This is a genomic window from Desulfoconvexum algidum, assembly GCF_055382125.1.
Window position 1 is genome coordinate 1396445 of the sequence record NZ_AP042394.1, and the last position, 17941, is coordinate 1414385.

Here is a 17941-nt window from a genome sequence, read left to right on the forward strand (position 1 = left end):
AAACGAGAAAGCCCCTGAACAATATTTTGTCCAGGGGCTTATATCTTTCAAGTCAAAAGACTTGCTTTGTAGCGCAAAAAAACGGTTAACTAAATCACGGTTACATTTGCTGCTGCAGGGCCTTTTTGGCCTTCTTCGATATCGAAGGAAACACGGTCTCCTTCATTCAGGGATTTAAACCCTGTTGAATTAATGCCGGAATGATGTACAAATACATCTTTTCCGCCGTCTTCTTGTTCGATAAATCCAAAACCTTTTGAGTCGTTAAACCATTTTACTGTACCATTAGCCATAGTGGCGTTCTCCTGTAATAAAAAAAATAACAGTTTCTAACTTGGGGGTAATACCAATCCTATTTTCGAGGGGGTTACTCCTTTGGAATGAAACCTGGGCACTTCACATTGAATAGTGCAAACTTCTGATACAATACAGCTATTTTTGATAAAGTCAAGTTTTAAACGATATTATTTATATTTTTCCTATATTTTTCCAATGGCATTATTATGGGAAAATTTTGTCCGCCGGATCAATATGGGGATGGATTGCCCTGTTGAAGATAGAACCTTTCATGAAACCGTTAGTCTGTTTTGTGTTGACACCAGGGATCTTTTATATTACAGCTATAATGAAGCTATATTCGAGATTGAATTTAAATATCCAAATCTTCCAGGAGGGCAGATGAAAGAAGTTGTTATCGTCAGTGCATGCAGAACGGCAATCGGTGGTTTTGGAGGGGCTCTTTCCCCATTAAGCGATATCGATTTCGGTCCCATTCCCATACGCGAATGCATTAAACGGGCCGGGTTGACCGGAGATCAGATTGATGAAGTGATTTATGCATCAGGCTACAGGACCGGAGATCTTCCCATTAATTCTGCCAGGGTTGTGGCGGTGAAGGCAGGCATCCCAGAGGAAAAACCCCAGTTTACCATCAGCAAGGCCTGTGCCGGCAGTATCAAGGCCATTACCCTGGCTGCCCAGGTCATAAAATCCGGTGATGCCGATATTATTGTGACCGGGGGCATGGAAAGCATGAGCAATGCCACCTTTATGTTGAAAAAAGCCAGGTGGGGATATCGTCTGGGCCATGGTCAGCTCATGGATCAGCTGATTCTGTTTGACCCCCTAAGCGGCAATACCATGGGGGAAACTGCTGAAAATGTGGCAGAAAAATACAATGTTTCCCGGGAAGATCAAGATGCCTTTGGGCTGAGAAGCCAGAACCTGGCCGAGCAGGCTATTAAGGAGGGCAGGTTCAAAGAGCAGATTGTTCCCGTGGAAATTCCCCAGAGAAAAGGGGACCCCAAAATATTTGACACGGATGAACACCCCAGATTCGGCACCACCATTGAAGCGCTTCAACGACTCAAACCCCCTTTTAAAAAGGGGGGGTCGGTGACTGCCGGCAATGCCAGCGGAATGAACGACGCGGCATGTGCCATGGTGGTCATGTCAAAGGACAAGGCCGAAACACTTGGCATTAAACCCATGGCATCCATTGTCTCCTATGCTTCGGTGGGCGTGGACCCAGCCTACATGGGGATTGGTCCCATCCCGGCTACCCGAATGGCCCTGGAAAAAGCAGGACTCACCATTGATGATATGGATCTGATTGAATTAAATGAGGCCTTTGCTTCCCAGGCCATTGCCTGCATGCGTGAGCTTTCCATGGACATCAACAAGGTCAATGTGAATGGGGGTGCCATTGCCCTGGGTCACCCGGTTTCAGCCAGTGGCGGTGCTATTGTGACAAAACTTTTGTATGAGCTTGCGGCCAGGGATTTGAGATACGGACTGGCCACCCTGTGTATCGGCGGCGGTCAGGGTATGGCCTTGATTGTTGAACGGAAAAAATAAGAATAAAAAAAAGGGGGCGACACAACCTGCTCTCTGAAATTTGAGATATATCAAAACGAGCGCACTTTTAATTAATCAGGTGCGCTCGTTTTGATTTTGTTCAGATGCCTTTTAGATAGCCTGTATCATCGGGCATGTTTTTTTTTCTGGCGGCCTTGGTTGCCAGTTCATCGCATCGCTCATTCAAGGGGTCGCCAGCATGGCCTTTTACCCATTTGAAGGTGATGTCAAGTCCGGCCTGAAGATCCAGAAGAAGCTCCCATATGTCTGCATTCATGGCCGGTTTGCCATCGGATTTGACCCAGTTTCTTTTTTTCCAGTTTCGGGCCCAGCCCTTGGTGAGACCGTTAACGACATATTTTGAGTCCGAGTGCAGGACAATAGGATTTTTTTCTCCTTTCAGGGCTTCCATGGCGACCATCACAGCCTTGAGTTCCATACGGTTGTTGGTGGTTAGATTATACCCGCCGGAGAGTTCTTTTGTGTTTTTTATCACGACCCCATATCCACCGGGGCCTGGATTGCCAATGGCGCCACCATCGGTATAAACCACAATGGTGCCCTTTGGGTAGTCCGCTTCACTAGGATATACCTTTTGGGGTTTATCGGATCCTTTTTTATTTGATCCGGGCGAAAAGGACGGGTTTTTAAGAAAAAGGTCTGCTTCCTGCCGGGTCTTAAAACTTTTAAAAATTGCATTGGCAAATCCCCTGACCTGTTGTTCTGTCTCGGTCCAGGTGGTGAATATTCCTGTTTTGCGTCCCTGGGCGACGGCATAGTATTTCATGGACAAGAATATAGACTGGAATCTTGAACCTGTAAATACCCCGGGGAGGGTATTTTTTTTATGCTGGATTTATGGTATCCCCTTGGGGAAAAAAATAAAAATTTGCGGTCCCTATGGTAAATATTTTATTGTTTAAACAATCTATCAGGAAAATTTAAAATGACGCCAGCCATTCAACAGGTGAAAAAAAACAAAATACCCTTTGGCCTCCATGAATATGACCATGACCCCGGCATCCTGGCATACGGACAAGAGGCTGCCCAAAAGTTGGGGATTGCTCCGGGTCACCTGTTTAAAACCCTGGTTGTTTTAACGAACAATAGAGGGCTGGCCGTTGGGGTGGTGCCGGTATCAGGGAAGCTGGACCTGAAAGCCATTGCCAAAGCCCTGGGGGCAAAAAAGGCGGCAATGGCAGACAAACACCAGGCGGAACGGTCCACCGGCTATATTACAGGGGGGATGAGTCCCCTGGGACAAAAAAAACAATTGCCAACCATCATTGATGCATCGGCATTGGACCTTGATCGTGTTTTTGTTAGTGCCGGCCGCCGGGGACTGCAGATTTCCATTTTTCCAAAGGATCTTGCCAGCCTGACCCAGGCACTCTTTTATGGGATATCCAAACAATAAAGCAATATTATTTATAATAAACCTTGGGTTTCATTTTGACAAATCCTTGAATTTTGAGTCTAGTCAGTGTATTCTGTAGTATCAGGTCTGGAGGGTATATGTTTTAAAATGGGGAGTTTATCCTGGGACATGCCAGAGCTTGTTTATATATTAAGTATCTTTGATCATATAGTTAGCCGTTGACAGATGTCTGTCAGCGTTGTTTGTGGTTTGTCTGGGATTGGATAAACATCTTACCTGCTAGGTGGTTTAAGTACGAATAATTTTTTATGAGAAGGAGAACAGATGGAACCCAACAAATTCAGAGAATCCAGGCAGGCAATAAACCGGCTGTGCAAAAGTGTTGATAATTTAATTGAAGAAAAATCCAAGGAAGCCTCAACGGAAATATACGAAGAGGCATATGCCAAGTGGGAAACGCTAAATCCTTTGGCAGAGGGTGAAATCCAGGAACGGTCTGTGAAAAATTTGAGTGTGAAAATTAATGGATTGTCAATGCGGATTGACAAGCTTAAACCTGCGAAAAAGCCATCTGTCAGAGGCGCAAAAAAAGAACCCACCGGGATTGTATGGGATGAAGAACGGGTGGGACAACTTTCTCCTGCATTCCTAAAAAAACTATTGGTCAATATGGCCAAAGATACCGGCGCAACTGTCTGCTTTGGTACCACTGGAAAGGGTATCCGGCCAAACTATCAGATTCAATTTTCTTCTGAAGCGGTTATCGTTTTCACCGGGTCCGGCCATAAACCCTTGGATAAACCACTTTCAGCCGGTGCAAAAAAAATATCCGAACCTTTTTCCTATGGGGTGGTCGATTCGGCCCTGGGCAAAAAATAAACATTATGTGGGCAAATTGACGGGGGGGGGGCGAGCCTCCCAGAATTAATATAAGGAGACGGGTCTTGATTTCCGGCCTGCTGGAATAAATTTTAGGACCTGAGATTTAATGAGAAAATAGCAGCCGCTTTCGGCTGATAGGGTGAGTGAAGAAAAAGAGTCTGGTTTTAAAAGCGTGGATGATGGGTTCCTATTCTGATTTCCCCCTGCGCTTAACCATCCTGATTTGATTTTTCCTGGGAGAACCAAAATCATATTCCACTGAATCCATAACTTTGTTTATGATATAGACGCCTAGGCCGCCGGGTCTGATATCATTGATATCCCTGGATTGCATCTGGCTGATATCACATCGCTTTCCATAGTCTGTGATATGAATCTCTATTTTTTTTTCATGGGGTTTAATGGAAATATCGATTTTTTTTCCCGGATCATTCATATAACTGTACTTGATGATATTGGAACAGGCTTCGTCAACCGCCAGGGTGATGTGGCCTGCCTCATCTTCTGAAAAACCAATGATTTCAGCGATTCTTTCCATCACCCCCCTCACTAGTTGCAGGTATCGGGGATGGGAGAGAATGCTCAATTTTATGTCGTCTGATGCCATATAAATATTTCCTTTTAATAAAATTTATATAAAGCCTGGCCAGGTTTGTCAATCATTGCCGTGGAAACCATTGCTTGTGCCGAGGGGTTTATCACGGCTTATTATCAACGGTTATTATTATTGACAGGCCAGACGCCCATAGGGTATCTATGGGCGTCGATTAAAAACTTTTAAGTGATATAGAGTCCATATGATTAGGGTTGAAAATCTCGTTAAAAAATATGGTAATATTGTGGCATTAAACAGCCTGAACTGCCGGTTTGATGAAGAGAAAATTACGGTCATTCTGGGGGGGAGCGGATCTGGTAAAAGTACACTTTTACGCCAGCTCACAGGACTTGAACGCCCTGACAGCGGTTCCGTCCATTTTGACGGCTTGGACCTGACCGCTGCCAATAAAAAGCGGCTATACGAAAAAAGAAGAAAAATGGGGATGCTGTTCCAGGGGTCTGCCCTGTTTAACTATCTGAATATTTTTGAAAACATTGCGTTCCCTCTGCGGGAGCATACAAAGCTTGCGGAAAATGTAATCAAGACCATTGTTACCATGAAGCTTGAGATGGTGGGATTGAGGGGAACAGAAGATTTAATGCCCGCCCAGCTTTCCGGCGGGATGATGAAGCGGGTAGGGCTTGCCCGGGCCATTGTCATGGATCCTAAAATTATTTTTTATGATGAACCCACTTCAGGCCTTGATCCTATTTCAACCGGGGTGATTGATAAACTTATCAAGGACCTGAACACAAAACTAAAGATCACCTCTGTGGTAGTTTCCCATAACATAGAATCTTGTTTCAGGATTGCGGATAAGATTATTATTCTTTTTTACGGAGATATCATTGCCGAAGGAAGTGTTGATGAAATAAGAAATTCTGAAGATTTACGGGTAAAGCAATTTATCAATGGGGAACCGGAAGGACCCATTCCCTTTACCCGGACCGATAAAAACTATGTGGACGAACTTTTAATGGACTAGATTTTAATGGATTGGGAATGAACCGTGAGTTTTGATATGCCAGCCACCATAGGGCGCGCTACACTTAACCGAATCCAGGCGCTGGGGAGAAGCGGTGTCTTTTTGTTAGTTGCCGTTTACCAGGCGTTTCTTCCTCCCTTCAGGATAGGACGGCTGATTAAGGAAATTGAGTTTATCGGATCAAAATCTTTGTTAATCGTATCGGTGACAGGTCTTTTTACGGGAATGGTGCTGGGCCTCCAGGGGTATCACACCCTTACCCAGTTCGGGGCGGAAGCATTGTTGGGGTCTGCTGTGGCCCTTTCCATCATCCGGGAACTGGGTCCTGTTCTCTGTGCTCTCATGGTGACAGGGAGGGCGGGTTCTGCCATTACAGCCCAGATAGGCATCATGAAAATAACGGACCAGTTTCCTGCCCTTGAAATGATGGCCATAGATCCTGTAAAATATGTGATCAGCCCAAAAATTCTTGCGGGTATTATTTCTGTGCCCCTTTTGACCGCTGTTTTTGATTTGGTGGGGATCATGGGGGGGTATTTTGTTGGTGTCAAGCTTCTTGGGGTTAATGAAGGGGCGTACTTTGGCAAGATGGTCGCGTCGGTTACCTTTACCGATATCTACGGCGGGATATTGAAATCCTTGAGTTTCGGACTTTTGATCGCCTGGATTTCCTCTTTCATGGGGTTTATGGCGGATCCCACCACCGAAGGGGTGAGCACTGCCACGACCAACGCGGTGGTACTGACATCCCTTTCAATACTTATTGTGGATTATATCTTGACATCTTTATTACTATAGGATTTAAACTGATCATTATGTATGGGAAAAAAACAGAAATTTCAGTGGGTATTTTTATGATTTTGGGCATGGTGTGTCTGGTCTATTTGTCCGTAAATCTGGGCTCGGTTGAATTGTTCGGGTCAAATGCCTACACCATTGATGCCGTTTTTGGATCCATTGAGGGGCTGGAGCCGGGTGCCAGCGTCGAAATTGCCGGGGTCCCTGTGGGCAAGGTTAAACAGATTACCCTGGAGGAAAACAAGGCGCTGGTAAAAATGGAAATAACAAAAGGAACAAAGATTTCCGACGATACCATTGCCTCCATTCGTACCAAGGGAATGATCGGAGATAAATTTGTCAAGTTGTCGCCAGGGGGATCAGAAGATTTGTTGGAAGATACCGATTCCTTAATGGACACGGAATCTGCCATCAGCCTGGAAGAGTTAATCAGTAAATATATTTTTGAGAAATAAAGAAGCCCATGGGATTTAAAATAAACTATTGTGAACGAGACAAGGTTGCCCTCGTTAATGTTGAAGGCGAAATCGACATGTATACCTCTCCCAATTTGCGGGACACTCTTTTGCCTTTTTTTAAAAAAAAGGTAGACGCGATTGTGGTGGATCTTTCCCTGGTTTCTTTTATGGACAGTTCCGGTATTGCCACCCTGGTGGAAGGACTGCAATGGAGTAAAAAGGAAAAACGGAAATTCGTATTGAGCGGCCTTGGCAAGACCGTCTTTAATGCCCTGTCCCTGACCAAACTGGACAATGTGTTTACCATTAAGGAGAATATCCAGGAGGCTCTTGACTGGATTTCCAGGCAGGGTGTTTAAAAAATCTGATAATTTATAGATCCTGTAATCTATAGGAAGGCTTTTTGATATGAGATATGTTGAAAAAATAGTGTTGACCCTGATGGCGATTTTTATGTTTAGCGCTGGTGGTGTTGTGGCGGCTTCTCCTGCCCAGGAACAGCTGAAACAGTCCATTTACGAGATCCTGTCTGTCTTGAGAAACCCGCAATTAAAAGCAGATTCCCAAAAGGAAAACCGCCGGGTGACCTTGGAAAAAATAGTGGAAGACCGGTTTGATTTTAAAAAAATGTCACAACTCAGTCTTGCCATGCACTGGAAAGAAAGAAGCGCCGCTGAGAAATCCGAGTTTGTGGTCTTGTTCGGTCAATTGCTTAAAGATACCTATATCAGCAAAATGGAAGGGTATACAGATGAACGAGTTGTCTTTCTAAACGAACGGATACGAAAAAAAAAGGCCCAGATAGACACAAAAATTATTACCGAAACCATTGAAATCCCCCTCAATTATCGAATGTTTACAAAGGGAAATGATCAATGGCGGGTGTATGATGTTGTCATAGAAGGGGTCAGCCTCATCGGCAATTATCGCTCCCAGTTCCGTCAGATGTTGGAAAAAGGTTCCTTTGAAGAGCTGATGGATAAATTGAAAAAGAAATAAAACCTGTCAGTCTCTACCTTCCCACAAAGATTTACCATAATATCCTGCCAATCGGCTATATGCTAAACGCATCCCTAATCATTCCCTAACACGTTGTTAAAACATTCCTAATAAAAGAAGCGTATCTTTGTTCCCGAAGTGACCCCTTATTATGTAATTTGGATGTAATTTGGATAAAATTATTCAGATAGGGGGGGAATTAACAGGTATCTTTTTAAAATTGAGGGAAAGAATGTCGCCTTCCAATCTGCTGCTGGTTCTTTTAATGCTGACCACTGCCGGGTATTACCTGGGTCGTCGGCGTGCCGTGTCGGTGGTGAAAAACAGCGGGGGGGCCAGCACCCTTCATTCCAGGCCCACCTATTATGGGGCCCTGTCCGCCTTGTGGTGTGCAGTACCGGCTCTTGTGGTCTATTCCTTCTGGTTGGCCTTTGAGTCAAGCATCATCATTGATGTGGTGGTGGCAGGCCTGCCAGAGGAGCAAAGCCTTTCTCCAAACAGGCTGAACCTGCTGGTTAATGATATTAAAAATCTGGTGGAGGGAAATATTGTCGGCGGGACCATCAGCCCTTCCATCCAGGCCGCAGCGGATCAATACCGGAACCTTATGGCCATAAGCCATGCCGCCCTGGCCGTTATCGTACTGGTCCTCTGCATCGGGGCGGTTCTCTGGATTCAGCGGCGGATAAAACCCGCACTTCGGGCAAGAAACCATGTGGAGACCTTTGTAAAATATATCCTGATTGCCTGTTCCACCCTGGCGATTTTTACCACCATGGGCATTGTTCTGTCGGTTATCTACGAAGCCATCCGGTTCTTTAAGATCATTCCCCTGCACGAGTTTTTACTGGGGCTGAAGTGGAGCCCCCAGATGGCCATCCGGGCAGACCAGGTTGGGGCATCCGGCGCCTTTGGTGTTATCCCTGTCTTCATGGGGACCCTTTTGATATCGGCCATTGCCATGTGTGTGTCCGTGCCCGTGGGACTCATGTCCGCCATATATTTATGTGAATATGCGGATAAACGCTTTCGGGCCGTGGCAAAACCCTTGCTGGAGATTCTGGCCGGTATTCCCACGGTAGTCTATGGATTTTTTGCTGCCCTGGTTGTGGCGCCCATGATCCGGAATGCTGGTAGCGGCGTCGGCATGGAGGTTTCTTCGGAAAGTGCGCTTGCCGCAGGTCTTGTCATGGGGATTATGATCATTCCCTTTGTATCGTCTCTTTCCGATGATGTGATAAATGCTGTCCCCCAGTCTTTGCGGGACGGAGCCCTGGCCCTTGGGTCCACCCATTCGGAAACTATTCTTCAGGTGGTGCTGCCGGCAGCCTTGCCCGGTATTGTGGGAAGTGTGCTGCTGGCCGTATCCCGGGCCATTGGAGAGACCATGATCGTGGTCATGGCAGCGGGTTTGTCCGCAAATTTAACCGTGAATCCTTTAAAAACCGTTACCACGGTAACCGTTCAGATTGTGACCCTTTTGGTGGGGGACCAGGAGTTTGACAGTCCCAAGACCCTGGCCGCATTTGCCCTTGGGTTGATGCTGTTTCTGGTCACCCTGGTTCTCAATGTGATAGCCCTGGTGGTGGTGCGAAAATACAGGGAGCAATATGAATAATATAACCACAGAGCCAACCTCTTTCAATTTGCCCACTGGCATAGCGACTGTCCCAACCGCTGTCCCAACCCCTGGCCCGTCCAAGGCAAGGGGAACCCAGGCCCGGACCATGGACATTGTCAACAAGGGGCTTGCCCGACGCTATCGCTCGGAAAGGCGGTTCAAACGCCTTGGTCTTTCGGCCATCCTTTTGAGTCTGGCATTCCTGGGGGTTCTTTTCATCAGTATCTTTGCCAACGGGTATACGGCATTCAAGCAGACCTTTATCCAGCTGGAGGTCTTTTTGGACCCTTTGAAAATTGATAAGGAAGACTTGGGCGCTGCCAATTACATGGGGCTTGTGAAGAAATCACTCACAGCAGATTTTCCCCAGATAAAGAGCCGGGCAGACAAACGCAAATTGTACGGTCTTGTCAGTACCGGTGCCGCCTTTGATCTGCAAGATTTTGTACAAAAGAACCGCCATGAAATTGGCAATACCATCCAGATCTGGGTGCCGGCGGATGATGATGTGGACATGCTTATGAAAGGTCATATCTCCCGGGACGTTCCTGAAATTGAACGGCGCATGAATGATACCCAGATCGGTTGGGTGGATGACCTTTTGGGTCAGTCCCGGATTAAACAAGAGTTCAATACCAGGTTTTTCACGGGAGGAGATTCCCGGGAGCCCGAACTGGCAGGGATTTGGGGGGCCACCTGCGGATCACTATATACCCTTCTTGTGACGCTTTGTCTCTCCTTTCCCATCGGGATTGCTACAGCGGTCTATCTGGAGGAATTTGCCCCCACCAACCGCTGGACCGATGTGGTTGAGGTGAACATTAACAACCTGGCAGCCGTCCCTTCCATTGTTTTCGGGCTGCTGGGACTTGCCTTGTTTCTCAATTTTTTCGGTCTGCCTAGATCCGCTCCCCTTGTGGGCGGGTTGGTATTGACCCTGATGACCCTGCCCACCATTATCATTGCAAGCCGTGCATCCTTAAAGTCCGTTCCCCCCTCCATCCGGGAGGCGGCCTTGGGGATCGGGGCATCCAAAACCCAGATGGTGGCCCACCATGTGTTGCCCCTGGCCATGCCCGGAATGCTCACCGGTACCATTATCGGCATGGCCCAGGCCCTGGGGGAGACAGCGCCTTTACTGATGATCGGCATGGTGGCGTTCATCGTGGATATTCCGACAGGATTCACCGACCCTGCAACTGTATTGCCGGTGCAGATATTTTTATGGGCAGATAGCCCGGAGAGAGCTTTTCTCGAAAAGACCTCTGCTGCCATCATGGTGCTTTTGTGCTTCCTTGTGGCCATGAACGGTTTGGCCGTTGTTTTGAGAAAGAAATTTGAAAGAAGATGGTAATCAGTTTTGGTTTTGGTTTGTTAAATACATTATAATGTTTAGGAGTATTAAAATGAAAAAAGTGTGTATTGCAGTGTTCGCCCTGGTATTTTGTTGGGTCTTAGGGTTGGGCCTTGGAAATGGGTTTGCCAGTTCTTCAAGGGATTATATCTCCATTGTCGGATCTTCCACGGTGTATCCCTTTGCAACGGTTGTGGCAGAGCGGTTTGGAAAGTCCACCTCTTTTAAAACCCCGAAAATCGAATCCACCGGGTCCGGTGGCGGACACAAATTGTTTGGTGCAGGGGTTGGGGTACAATTCCCGGATATCACCAATTCTTCCCGTCGTATCAAAAAATCTGAGTTTGAAAAAGCCATGAAAAACGGGGTCAAAGAGATTGTTGAAGTGAAAATAGGGTATGACGGCATCGTCATTGCCAATTCCAAGAGCGCCCCCTCCTTTAAATTGACCCGGAAAGATCTTTTCCTGGCCCTTGCCAAGGATGTTCCGTCGGCAAATGTGGCGGGTAAACTTGTTCCCAACCCCTATAAAACATGGAAAGAGGTGAATTCAACCCTTCCTGATATCAAGATTGAGGTATTGGGGCCCCCTCCCACTTCCGGAACACGAGATGCCTTTGTGGAACTGGCCATGGAAGGCGGCGCCAAAAAAATTGCCTGGATCAAGGCCCTTAAAAAAACGGACAAAAATGCCTATAAAGCCATTTGCCATACCATTCGTGAAGATGGTGCCTATATTGAGGCCGGTGAAAATGACAACCTGATTGTACAAAAACTTTCTGCCAACCCGAATGCCCTGGGTATCTTTGGCTTCTCTTTTCTTGACCAGAATGGCGACAAGCTCCAGGGGTCTTTTGTGGACGGGGTTCAGCCCAAATTTGAGGCCATTGCAGACGGAAGTTATCCTGTTTCCAGACCACTGTTCTTTTATGTAAAAAAAGCCCATGTGAATACCATCCCCGGCATGCAAGCGTTTCTTGCTGAGTTTACAAGTGATAGGGCATGGGGAGATGAAGGCTATCTGACGGACAAGGGATTGATTCCCATGCCCGAGGCTGAAAGAAAATTGTTCCATGAAGCGGTTAAAAATCTGAAACCAATGTCTTTGTCCGACTTATAAAAAGTGCCCAGGCCGGGCAGATAAGTCTGTCCGGCCTGGGTCTGTTTTGGTCGTTAAACCAGTGATAGTGACCCAATACAATCGTTAAACGCAAAAAAAATGCAAACGGATATTGATAAGGGAGGCAATGGGGCGGCACCCGTGCCCTTAAAGAAGATGAGAAAACAATTGGTACCCAGAAAAGAAAGATCCACCGTTGGAGAGTTTCGGGTGGAAAATCCCCGGATGAGCTGCCGGAATGTGGATGTCTATTATAACGGTGGTGACAAAAAAGCCATTAACAATATCAGTCTGGATATTGGCCGCAATGAAGTGATCGCCCTGATCGGCCCGTCCGGTTGCGGGAAATCCACTTTTTTGCGGTGTCTGAACCGTATGAATGACACCATTGATGGATGCCGGGTAAAAGGCCAGATCACCATTGATAATAAAAATATTTATGACAAGGATGTGGATGTGGTGCCCCTGAGGGCCCAGGTGGGCATGGTATTTCAAAAACCCAATCCCTTTCCCAAGTCTATCTATGATAATATTGCCTATGGTCCGAAAATACACGGCCTTGTCCAGAATCGGGACGAGACCGATGAACTGGTGGAACAATCCCTTCGCCGGGCAGGCCTTTGGAAAGAGGTAAAAGATCGGTTGGACCAGCCCGGAACAGGATTGTCCGGTGGTCAGCAGCAGCGGTTGTGCATCGCCAGAACCATTGCCGTGAATCCGGAGGTGATTTTAATGGATGAGCCCTGTTCCGCACTGGACCCCATTGCAACCGCCATTATCGAAGATCTGATCGATGAATTAAAACAAGATTATTCCATTGCCATTGTAACCCACTCCATGCAGCAGGCATCCCGGGTATCCCAGCGAACCGGCTATTTTCACCTAGGTGATCTTATAGAAGTGGGGCCCACGGATCAGATTTTTCTCAACCCGTTGCATCAGCTGACGGAAGATTATATTACCGGCCGGTTCGGATAATTTTTATCCGGGGCTGATCCGGATGCTGTTTATCAGGGTGTCCACTGTATGCTGATACAGGGTGTCATGGTTCTTGCCGGAAAAGATAGTGTGTTCAATTTTCTGGAGCTGGATGATCCCGTTGATGCTCCCCCAGAACATGAGGCTGAAACCACGGGGATCCTCACAAATCAACCGATGGCTTTTGCAGCCGTGTTCAATGGCAGAAACCACCTGCATCAGGATGTTTTCGCCATAGCGGTCAATTCGATGCTTTAGATGATCTGGGAGCACTGTTTCAGGAGAGGCCAAAAAGTGATTGATAACGGTAAAATAATCTTTCTGGACAATGCTGAAATTTCGATAGGCCATGGCAATTGCATCCAGCTTCTGCTCCGGGTCTTGGGCTGCATCTGCTGCCAGGGTGATATCCTTTTCCAGCAGGTGAAGCCCTTCCTCGGCAAGATCAAAAATAATCTCATCCTTATTTTTATAATACCGGTAAATGGCAGCCACGCTTAACTCAACCCGGGCGGCAATACCGTTAACAGATGTCCCGGCAAGTCCCTTGCTGAACAAAAGTGCACGTGCAGCCCCAAGAATCTGGGCTTTGCGGTTTGTTTTTTCCCGTTCTTTACGTTCTTGTATTCCCATCGGATATCCTTTTGAATCAATCCTGAGCCATGGTGCAGGGTTCCTGCTGACAACAATAGCGGCAGGTTGACCCAACGGTTTTTCTTTTATACCCCGGGCCAATTGGAATCAACCCCTGCAATTGTTTTAAGAGGACAAAGACCGCTTTGGTCATGAATGTATGGGATTTGCCGCACAATGGTCCATGAAGCCCATGCAGTAATCATCCTGACCCAGAAGCATCTGGGTGGTTTTAATGGCCGCTGTCAAATCCTGGTCCAGGGGGTCCATAATGGCCCCGTCAAGACCCTGGTTTATCATCAGGGTCAGGAAATTTCGGTTGATGATACGGCGGCTGGGAAGGCCAAAAGAGATGTTTGACAGGCCGCACACCGTTTTAATGCCGGGGATTTCCTTTTTTATGGCTGCCACTGCTTCCAGGGCCATAAGGCCGTTTCCCGTATGGGTGCTCACCGGCCCCACCAGAGGATCAATCCATATGGCATCAGGATCCAGGATGCCTGCCAGTCCACTGACCAGGGCGTGTGCCCGATGGCACACCTGGGCCGAGGTTTTGGGCATGCCCGTGTCATCCATACAAAGGGCCACCACCTGACAGTCACGGCCCTTTAGTAGATCAAGCATCTGTGGGAAACGGTTTTTTTCCAGGGAAATGGAGTTGATCATGGGGGGCTTATCCAGTATGTCCCAGGCGGATTCCAGTACATGGGGATCTGGGCTGTCAATGCACAGGGGAACACTTGCCACGGCCTGTACTGTACGGATGAGCCATTGCATATCCTGGATTTCCGTTTGTATCCCGGCGCCTGTGTTGATATCAATATACGCGGCCCCTTTTTCTTCCTGGGACTTCACCAGTTGCTGGATGGTATTCGCATCCCTTTGGGCAACCGCCTTTTGAATTCCCGGACGGCTGGTGTTGAGCAATTCTCCGATAATGGTAAAGGGCATGGGGGTATCCTTAACTTTTTGGGGTTAACGTTTGGGGGCAGGTTCTGTTATGCCGGTTTCAACAATTGTCTGTTCCACTGCGGCCAGATCTTTTGCATAAAATCGGGCGCCAATTAAAAAAAGCAAACTGCCCAGCAGGGCGAAGGCCGGAAGGAAGACCATGGCCTTTTCCAGTCCAAAATCATCGGACAATACGCCAATGAAAAGTGGTCCCAGGGAGCTGCCCAGAAGGTGCTGGATGATCACATTGATACTCAGGGAAATGGCCCGCATCCCCGGGTGGACCACATCCTGGGTCACAGCAACTGCCGCAGGAACAAATGCCACGGCACAGACACCCGCACCCAGCAGGATCATGTATTGGACCTGGCCCCTGAAAAATCCAAAGGCAATGAACAGCAGAAGGGCTGTCATTGCCGATGAGATTGCTGGAAAGACCATCCGGGCATTTTGACGTTTTTTCATCCAGAGGTCCGCCAGATAGCCGCCCAGGGGGGCCCCGATTATGGCCAGCAGCATCACAGATCCGCCTTTGATTCCGGCATGGCTCATGGTCAGCCCTTCAAACCTATGAAAATAGGTTGGCAGCCATGTCAGCAAAGAGGTGGTGACAAAGACATTGGCAGCAAAGGCAAGATTGTTAAAGAGCAGGGTGGGATTGTGGGTAAACTGCCGGGCCATGTCGGAAAACTGCATTTTTACCTGCACCTGTCCCTTGCTTTGGACCACGGTTTTTACCAGGGTAATGGTTTTATAGTCTTTTACTGTGAAAAACAGCAGGGCAATGACCATCCCGGGCAGGGCCACAAGCCCCAGGGCATAGCGCCAGCCAAAGTGTTCTGCCACCAGGCCTCCCAGGCCGATGCCCAGGGCAGACCCCAGGGGAATGGAGGCGTTCCATAGCCCGAGAACTCTGGCCCGCTGCTCTTTGGGAAAAATGGTTGAAATCATGGCGGTCCCGCCCGGGGCATAGCCTGCCTCACCGATGCCAATGGCTGTCCTGGCTGCAAACAATTGGGTGAAATTCCGGGTAAAGGCACAGGCCAGGGTTGCCAGGCTCCACAGGACAGCCATCAGTCCAATACTTTTTTTACGGCTCCACCGGTCCACCAATATGGACACGGGAAATGAGAAAATAAGTATGGACCAATAGACCGCAGAAACAAGCAATCCGCACTGGGTATCGGTGATTCCATAATCTGCTTTCAGGTAGGGAAACAGGGAAACGATGACCATCCGGTCCATGTAATCGAACAGATACAACAAAAACAAAAGGGAAAACAGATAGCGGCGGTAGGAGGCGGATGGCAGTGGGGCTACGGCTGAAATATTTTTCATTATGTCCTCACGTCATATTAAGGGGTGAATCCTGTTAGGGGGTGTCGTATCGGCCATACTTGCGGGTGGCCTCAAACATGGCAATACAATTATCCGGTGCAACCCCGGGATGAAGGGAATTAGACGAGCAGATAATCAGTCCGCCTCCATGGCCAGCATCCTGGATTGCCTTTTTAACTGCGGCATCCACCTGTTGGACAGTCCCGTTGGGCAAAAGATCGACACAATCGATATTGCCCAGCAGGCAGATTCGGTCACCGCAGTATTCCTTTACCTTGTCCAAAGCCATTCCCGCCTGGGGCTCCAGGGGATTCAACCCGTCATAGCCAGTGTCCAGAAGCATGTCCATCAGGGGGCAGAGATTTCCGTCGCTGTGCCGAACCACCTTGAGTCCCTTTGCATGGGCCGTCTCAACAAGGATGCGGTTGTAGCGGTTGACAAATTCTTGAAACTGGTCCGGGGCGATGAGGGGAAAATTTTTGTCGGCGATATCATCCTCAATCACCAATACGTCAAGGCCTGATTTCACCAGCAGATCCAGCTGAGCCAGGTTGTAGTCCAGAACCATGGCTGCCACAGCATGGACAAATTTCGGGTCATCAAACATTTTGAGCATCATATTTTCCATCCCCATCAGCCGCCAGCAACGAACAAAGCTTCCCCGCATGAGCCAGAAAAGTGCCTTTTCTCCCTTGAACCGATCCCGGGCAAGATCCAGGAGCAGCAAATGTCCGGGGTCCGGAACCGGTGGTTCATAGCGGCTCAGATCCGATGTCTCTTTAATGGGATGACCCATGGCTACGGGCAGGCCGAAATCAGACAGCACATATTTCACCCCAAATTCATCCTGGACATGCTGATCATCCACAGCAATTTCATGGCCGATTTCAAAGGCGGAAAACCCGTCGACTTCAAAGGATTCATGAATCAGGAAAAGGGTGTCCAACACCTTGAATTTTTCAGTGTCTGTCATTTTTCGAAAATCTTTTACCTGGGGCAGACCATCTGTAATCTTCTCACCAATACCAATAATGGGCGCCTCATTAATTCCGTGGATATACAGGGGCACCCGGTCGGCCTGACCAGGACCCAGGGCTGTGAGAATTCTCTTTTTTCCATTCATCATGCCTCCTTTCCTACCAACTTCATTGCAAGCAGGGCGGCCGTGGCAGCATCACCGCCATAGGCGTCCGCACCAATTTGATCACTGAACCCCTGGCTGACAGCACCCCCCCCCACCATGATCTTTAACTTTTTTCGAACCCCTGCTTTATCCAGGGCCTCAATGGTTTTTTCCATAAAGGGTGCTGTTGTCGATAAAAGGGCGCTCATGGCCACAATCTGTACGGTGTCATCCACGGCATCCACAAACTTTTCCGGTAGGGCGTCTATACCCACATCAATGACCTCAAACCCCTTGCCCTCCAGCATGGTGGATACCAGGTTTTTCCCAATGTCATGGTGATCTCCCTGAACCGTCCCCAGCACCACCCGTCCGGCCGGGGCATTTCCGCTTTCCACCAATAATGGTTTTAGAATATCCAGGGCCGCGTGCATGGCCCTGGCCGCCAATAACATGTGGGGAATATAGATTTCACCGGCCTGAAATTTTTGTCCGACCCTGTCCATGCCCACAATCAACCCTTTGTTGAGAACGGTTTTTGGCGACACACCCAGATCGAATGCCTGGCCAATGAGTTCTGCCATCTGTTTGGGATCCCCTTTTTCCAGTGTTTTTGATATTTGATCGAGTATCATGATTTTTTCCCATTGCATAAAAGTTATGTTAATACCACTAACTTAATGAACACTATTTAATGATTATAGGGATGTCAACTTTTTTTTTCAAAACTGATTGCAGCGGACTGGGTTGTTAATGACTGCCGGTTCCGGGAGGTTGGCAAAAGGGTGTTGACCTGGGTGACAATTCCTGGTACCTCAAAAAGGTTCTGACCGATGACGGAATCCACCGGGTGATTGTGTCTCCCTTT

20 protein-coding genes are annotated in these 17941 nt (G+C 47.9%); 12 read left to right on the forward strand and 8 right to left on the reverse strand.

Annotated features, from left to right (window positions below):
* Nucleotides 1-89: 89 nt before the first annotated feature.
* Nucleotides 90-293 (reverse strand): cold-shock protein, encoded by a 204-nt coding sequence (locus ACZ45G_RS06320; protein WP_464176135.1) that lies wholly within the window; start codon nucleotides 291-293, stop codon nucleotides 90-92.
* Between the two features lie 385 nt (nucleotides 294-678).
* Between ACZ45G_RS06320 and ACZ45G_RS06325 the strand changes: the two genes are divergently transcribed.
* Nucleotides 679-1857, forward strand: a complete 1179-nt coding sequence (locus ACZ45G_RS06325; protein WP_464176137.1) for an acetyl-CoA C-acetyltransferase — start codon at nucleotides 679-681, stop codon at nucleotides 1855-1857.
* A 100-nt stretch (nucleotides 1858-1957) separates the two neighbouring features.
* Here ACZ45G_RS06325 and rnhA read toward each other — a convergent pair whose 3' ends face one another.
* Complete coding sequence (gene rnhA / locus ACZ45G_RS06330; protein WP_464179883.1) at nucleotides 1958-2644, reverse strand: ribonuclease HI; 687 nt, start codon at nucleotides 2642-2644, stop codon at nucleotides 1958-1960.
* A 159-nt stretch (nucleotides 2645-2803) separates the two neighbouring features.
* Here rnhA and ybaK point away from each other — a divergent pair, with 159 nt between their 5' ends.
* Together ybaK and ACZ45G_RS06340 are read left to right on the forward strand one after the other, a co-directional pair.
* Nucleotides 2804-3274, forward strand: coding sequence for a Cys-tRNA(Pro) deacylase (gene ybaK, locus ACZ45G_RS06335; RefSeq protein ID WP_464176141.1), 471 nt, complete (start codon nucleotides 2804-2806; stop codon nucleotides 3272-3274).
* 285 nt (nucleotides 3275-3559) lie between these two features.
* Nucleotides 3560-4114: a hypothetical protein gene (locus ACZ45G_RS06340; RefSeq protein WP_464176143.1), complete on the forward strand. Its 555-nt coding sequence runs from the start codon at nucleotides 3560-3562 to the stop codon at nucleotides 4112-4114.
* Between the two features lie 190 nt (nucleotides 4115-4304).
* On the opposite strand, the gene ACZ45G_RS06345 is transcribed toward ACZ45G_RS06340, so the two are convergent.
* Nucleotides 4305-4724 (reverse strand): ATP-binding protein, encoded by a 420-nt coding sequence (locus ACZ45G_RS06345; protein WP_464176146.1) that lies wholly within the window; start codon nucleotides 4722-4724, stop codon nucleotides 4305-4307.
* 190 nt (nucleotides 4725-4914) lie between these two features.
* Here ACZ45G_RS06345 and ACZ45G_RS06350 point away from each other — a divergent pair, with 190 nt between their 5' ends.
* The 9 genes from ACZ45G_RS06350 to pstB all read left to right on the forward strand — a co-directional run bounded on the left by ACZ45G_RS06350 (nucleotide 4915) and on the right by pstB (nucleotide 13028).
* A complete protein-coding gene (locus ACZ45G_RS06350; RefSeq protein ID WP_464176148.1) occupies nucleotides 4915-5700 on the forward strand; it encodes an ABC transporter ATP-binding protein in 786 nt (261 codons plus the stop codon).
* 24 nt (nucleotides 5701-5724) lie between these two features.
* Nucleotides 5725-6498 (forward strand): MlaE family lipid ABC transporter permease subunit, encoded by a 774-nt coding sequence (locus ACZ45G_RS06355; RefSeq protein WP_464176151.1) that lies wholly within the window; start codon nucleotides 5725-5727, stop codon nucleotides 6496-6498.
* A 17-nt stretch (nucleotides 6499-6515) separates the two neighbouring features.
* Nucleotides 6516-6953 carry an outer membrane lipid asymmetry maintenance protein MlaD gene (gene mlaD, locus ACZ45G_RS06360; protein WP_464176153.1) on the forward strand — a complete coding sequence of 146 codons (438 nt, stop codon included), beginning with the start codon at nucleotides 6516-6518 and terminating at the stop codon, nucleotides 6951-6953.
* Between the two features lie 8 nt (nucleotides 6954-6961).
* Nucleotides 6962-7315, forward strand: coding sequence for an STAS domain-containing protein (locus ACZ45G_RS06365; protein ID WP_464176155.1), 354 nt, complete (start codon nucleotides 6962-6964; stop codon nucleotides 7313-7315).
* A 49-nt stretch (nucleotides 7316-7364) separates the two neighbouring features.
* Nucleotides 7365-7955 carry a Tgt2/MlaC family protein gene (locus ACZ45G_RS06370; RefSeq protein WP_464176157.1) on the forward strand — a complete coding sequence of 197 codons (591 nt, stop codon included), beginning with the start codon at nucleotides 7365-7367 and terminating at the stop codon, nucleotides 7953-7955.
* 169 nt (nucleotides 7956-8124) lie between these two features.
* Complete coding sequence (pstC, locus tag ACZ45G_RS06375) at nucleotides 8125-9573, forward strand: phosphate ABC transporter permease subunit PstC (RefSeq protein WP_464176159.1); 1449 nt, start codon at nucleotides 8125-8127, stop codon at nucleotides 9571-9573.
* On the forward strand, nucleotides 9566-10930 hold the full coding sequence (pstA, locus tag ACZ45G_RS06380) for a phosphate ABC transporter permease PstA (protein WP_464176162.1): 1365 nt from the start codon (nucleotides 9566-9568) through the stop codon (nucleotides 10928-10930). Before pstC ends, pstA begins: the two co-directional genes overlap by 8 nt.
* A gap of 52 nt (nucleotides 10931-10982) precedes the next feature.
* Nucleotides 10983-12050, forward strand: a complete 1068-nt coding sequence (locus tag ACZ45G_RS06385) for a PstS family phosphate ABC transporter substrate-binding protein (RefSeq protein WP_464176164.1) — start codon at nucleotides 10983-10985, stop codon at nucleotides 12048-12050.
* Nucleotides 12051-12206: 156 nt separating this feature from the next.
* Nucleotides 12207-13028 (forward strand): phosphate ABC transporter ATP-binding protein PstB, encoded by an 822-nt coding sequence (gene pstB, locus ACZ45G_RS06390; RefSeq protein ID WP_464179885.1) that lies wholly within the window; start codon nucleotides 12207-12209, stop codon nucleotides 13026-13028.
* 3 nt (nucleotides 13029-13031) lie between these two features.
* Here the strand turns inward: pstB and ACZ45G_RS06395 are convergent, their stop codons facing one another.
* The 5 genes from ACZ45G_RS06395 to ACZ45G_RS06415 all read right to left on the reverse strand — a co-directional run bounded on the left by ACZ45G_RS06395 (nucleotide 13032) and on the right by ACZ45G_RS06415 (nucleotide 17708).
* Nucleotides 13032-13661 (reverse strand): TetR/AcrR family transcriptional regulator, encoded by a 630-nt coding sequence (locus tag ACZ45G_RS06395; RefSeq protein ID WP_464176166.1) that lies wholly within the window; start codon nucleotides 13659-13661, stop codon nucleotides 13032-13034.
* A 150-nt stretch (nucleotides 13662-13811) separates the two neighbouring features.
* A complete protein-coding gene (locus ACZ45G_RS06400) occupies nucleotides 13812-14612 on the reverse strand; it encodes a dihydropteroate synthase (protein ID WP_464176168.1) in 801 nt (266 codons plus the stop codon).
* Between the two features lie 24 nt (nucleotides 14613-14636).
* The gene (locus tag ACZ45G_RS06405; protein ID WP_464176170.1) at nucleotides 14637-15950 is read right to left on the reverse strand and encodes a spinster family MFS transporter; all 1314 of its coding nucleotides are present in this window, start codon (nucleotides 15948-15950) and stop codon (nucleotides 14637-14639) included.
* Nucleotides 15951-15984: 34 nt separating this feature from the next.
* On the reverse strand, nucleotides 15985-17076 hold the full coding sequence (locus tag ACZ45G_RS06410) for a uroporphyrinogen decarboxylase family protein (RefSeq protein WP_464176173.1): 1092 nt from the start codon (nucleotides 17074-17076) through the stop codon (nucleotides 15985-15987).
* Nucleotides 17073-17708 (reverse strand): corrinoid protein, encoded by a 636-nt coding sequence (locus ACZ45G_RS06415; RefSeq protein WP_464176176.1) that lies wholly within the window; start codon nucleotides 17706-17708, stop codon nucleotides 17073-17075. Before ACZ45G_RS06415 ends, ACZ45G_RS06410 begins: the two co-directional genes overlap by 4 nt.
* Between the last annotated feature and the right edge of the window lie 233 nt (nucleotides 17709-17941).

Coding starts and splice junctions, on each gene's coding strand:
- pstB (WP_464179885.1), top strand. CDS start 12,207: ATGAGAAAACAATTGGTACCCAGAAAAGAAAGATCCACCGTTGGAGAG.
- ACZ45G_RS06365 (WP_464176155.1), top strand. CDS start 6,962: ATGGGATTTAAAATAAACTATTGTGAACGAGACAAGGTTGCCCTCGTT.
- ACZ45G_RS06410 (WP_464176173.1), bottom strand. CDS start 17,076: ATGATGAATGGAAAAAAGAGAATTCTCACAGCCCTGGGTCCTGGTCAG.
- ACZ45G_RS06385 (WP_464176164.1), top strand. CDS start 10,983: ATGAAAAAAGTGTGTATTGCAGTGTTCGCCCTGGTATTTTGTTGGGTC.
- ACZ45G_RS06415 (WP_464176176.1), bottom strand. CDS start 17,708: ATGATACTCGATCAAATATCAAAAACACTGGAAAAAGGGGATCCCAAA.
- ACZ45G_RS06400 (WP_464176168.1), bottom strand. CDS start 14,612: ATGCCCTTTACCATTATCGGAGAATTGCTCAACACCAGCCGTCCGGGA.
- ACZ45G_RS06395 (WP_464176166.1), bottom strand. CDS start 13,661: ATGGGAATACAAGAACGTAAAGAACGGGAAAAAACAAACCGCAAAGCC.
- ACZ45G_RS06340 (WP_464176143.1), top strand. CDS start 3,560: ATGGAACCCAACAAATTCAGAGAATCCAGGCAGGCAATAAACCGGCTG.
- ybaK (WP_464176141.1), top strand. CDS start 2,804: ATGACGCCAGCCATTCAACAGGTGAAAAAAAACAAAATACCCTTTGGC.
- rnhA (WP_464179883.1), bottom strand. CDS start 2,644: ATGAAATACTATGCCGTCGCCCAGGGACGCAAAACAGGAATATTCACC.
- ACZ45G_RS06325 (WP_464176137.1), top strand. CDS start 679: ATGAAAGAAGTTGTTATCGTCAGTGCATGCAGAACGGCAATCGGTGGT.
- pstA (WP_464176162.1), top strand. CDS start 9,566: ATGAATAATATAACCACAGAGCCAACCTCTTTCAATTTGCCCACTGGC.
- ACZ45G_RS06345 (WP_464176146.1), bottom strand. CDS start 4,724: ATGGCATCAGACGACATAAAATTGAGCATTCTCTCCCATCCCCGATAC.
- ACZ45G_RS06370 (WP_464176157.1), top strand. CDS start 7,365: ATGAGATATGTTGAAAAAATAGTGTTGACCCTGATGGCGATTTTTATG.
- ACZ45G_RS06405 (WP_464176170.1), bottom strand. CDS start 15,950: ATGAAAAATATTTCAGCCGTAGCCCCACTGCCATCCGCCTCCTACCGC.
- ACZ45G_RS06350 (WP_464176148.1), top strand. CDS start 4,915: ATGATTAGGGTTGAAAATCTCGTTAAAAAATATGGTAATATTGTGGCA.
- ACZ45G_RS06320 (WP_464176135.1), bottom strand. CDS start 293: ATGGCTAATGGTACAGTAAAATGGTTTAACGACTCAAAAGGTTTTGGA.
- mlaD (WP_464176153.1), top strand. CDS start 6,516: ATGTATGGGAAAAAAACAGAAATTTCAGTGGGTATTTTTATGATTTTG.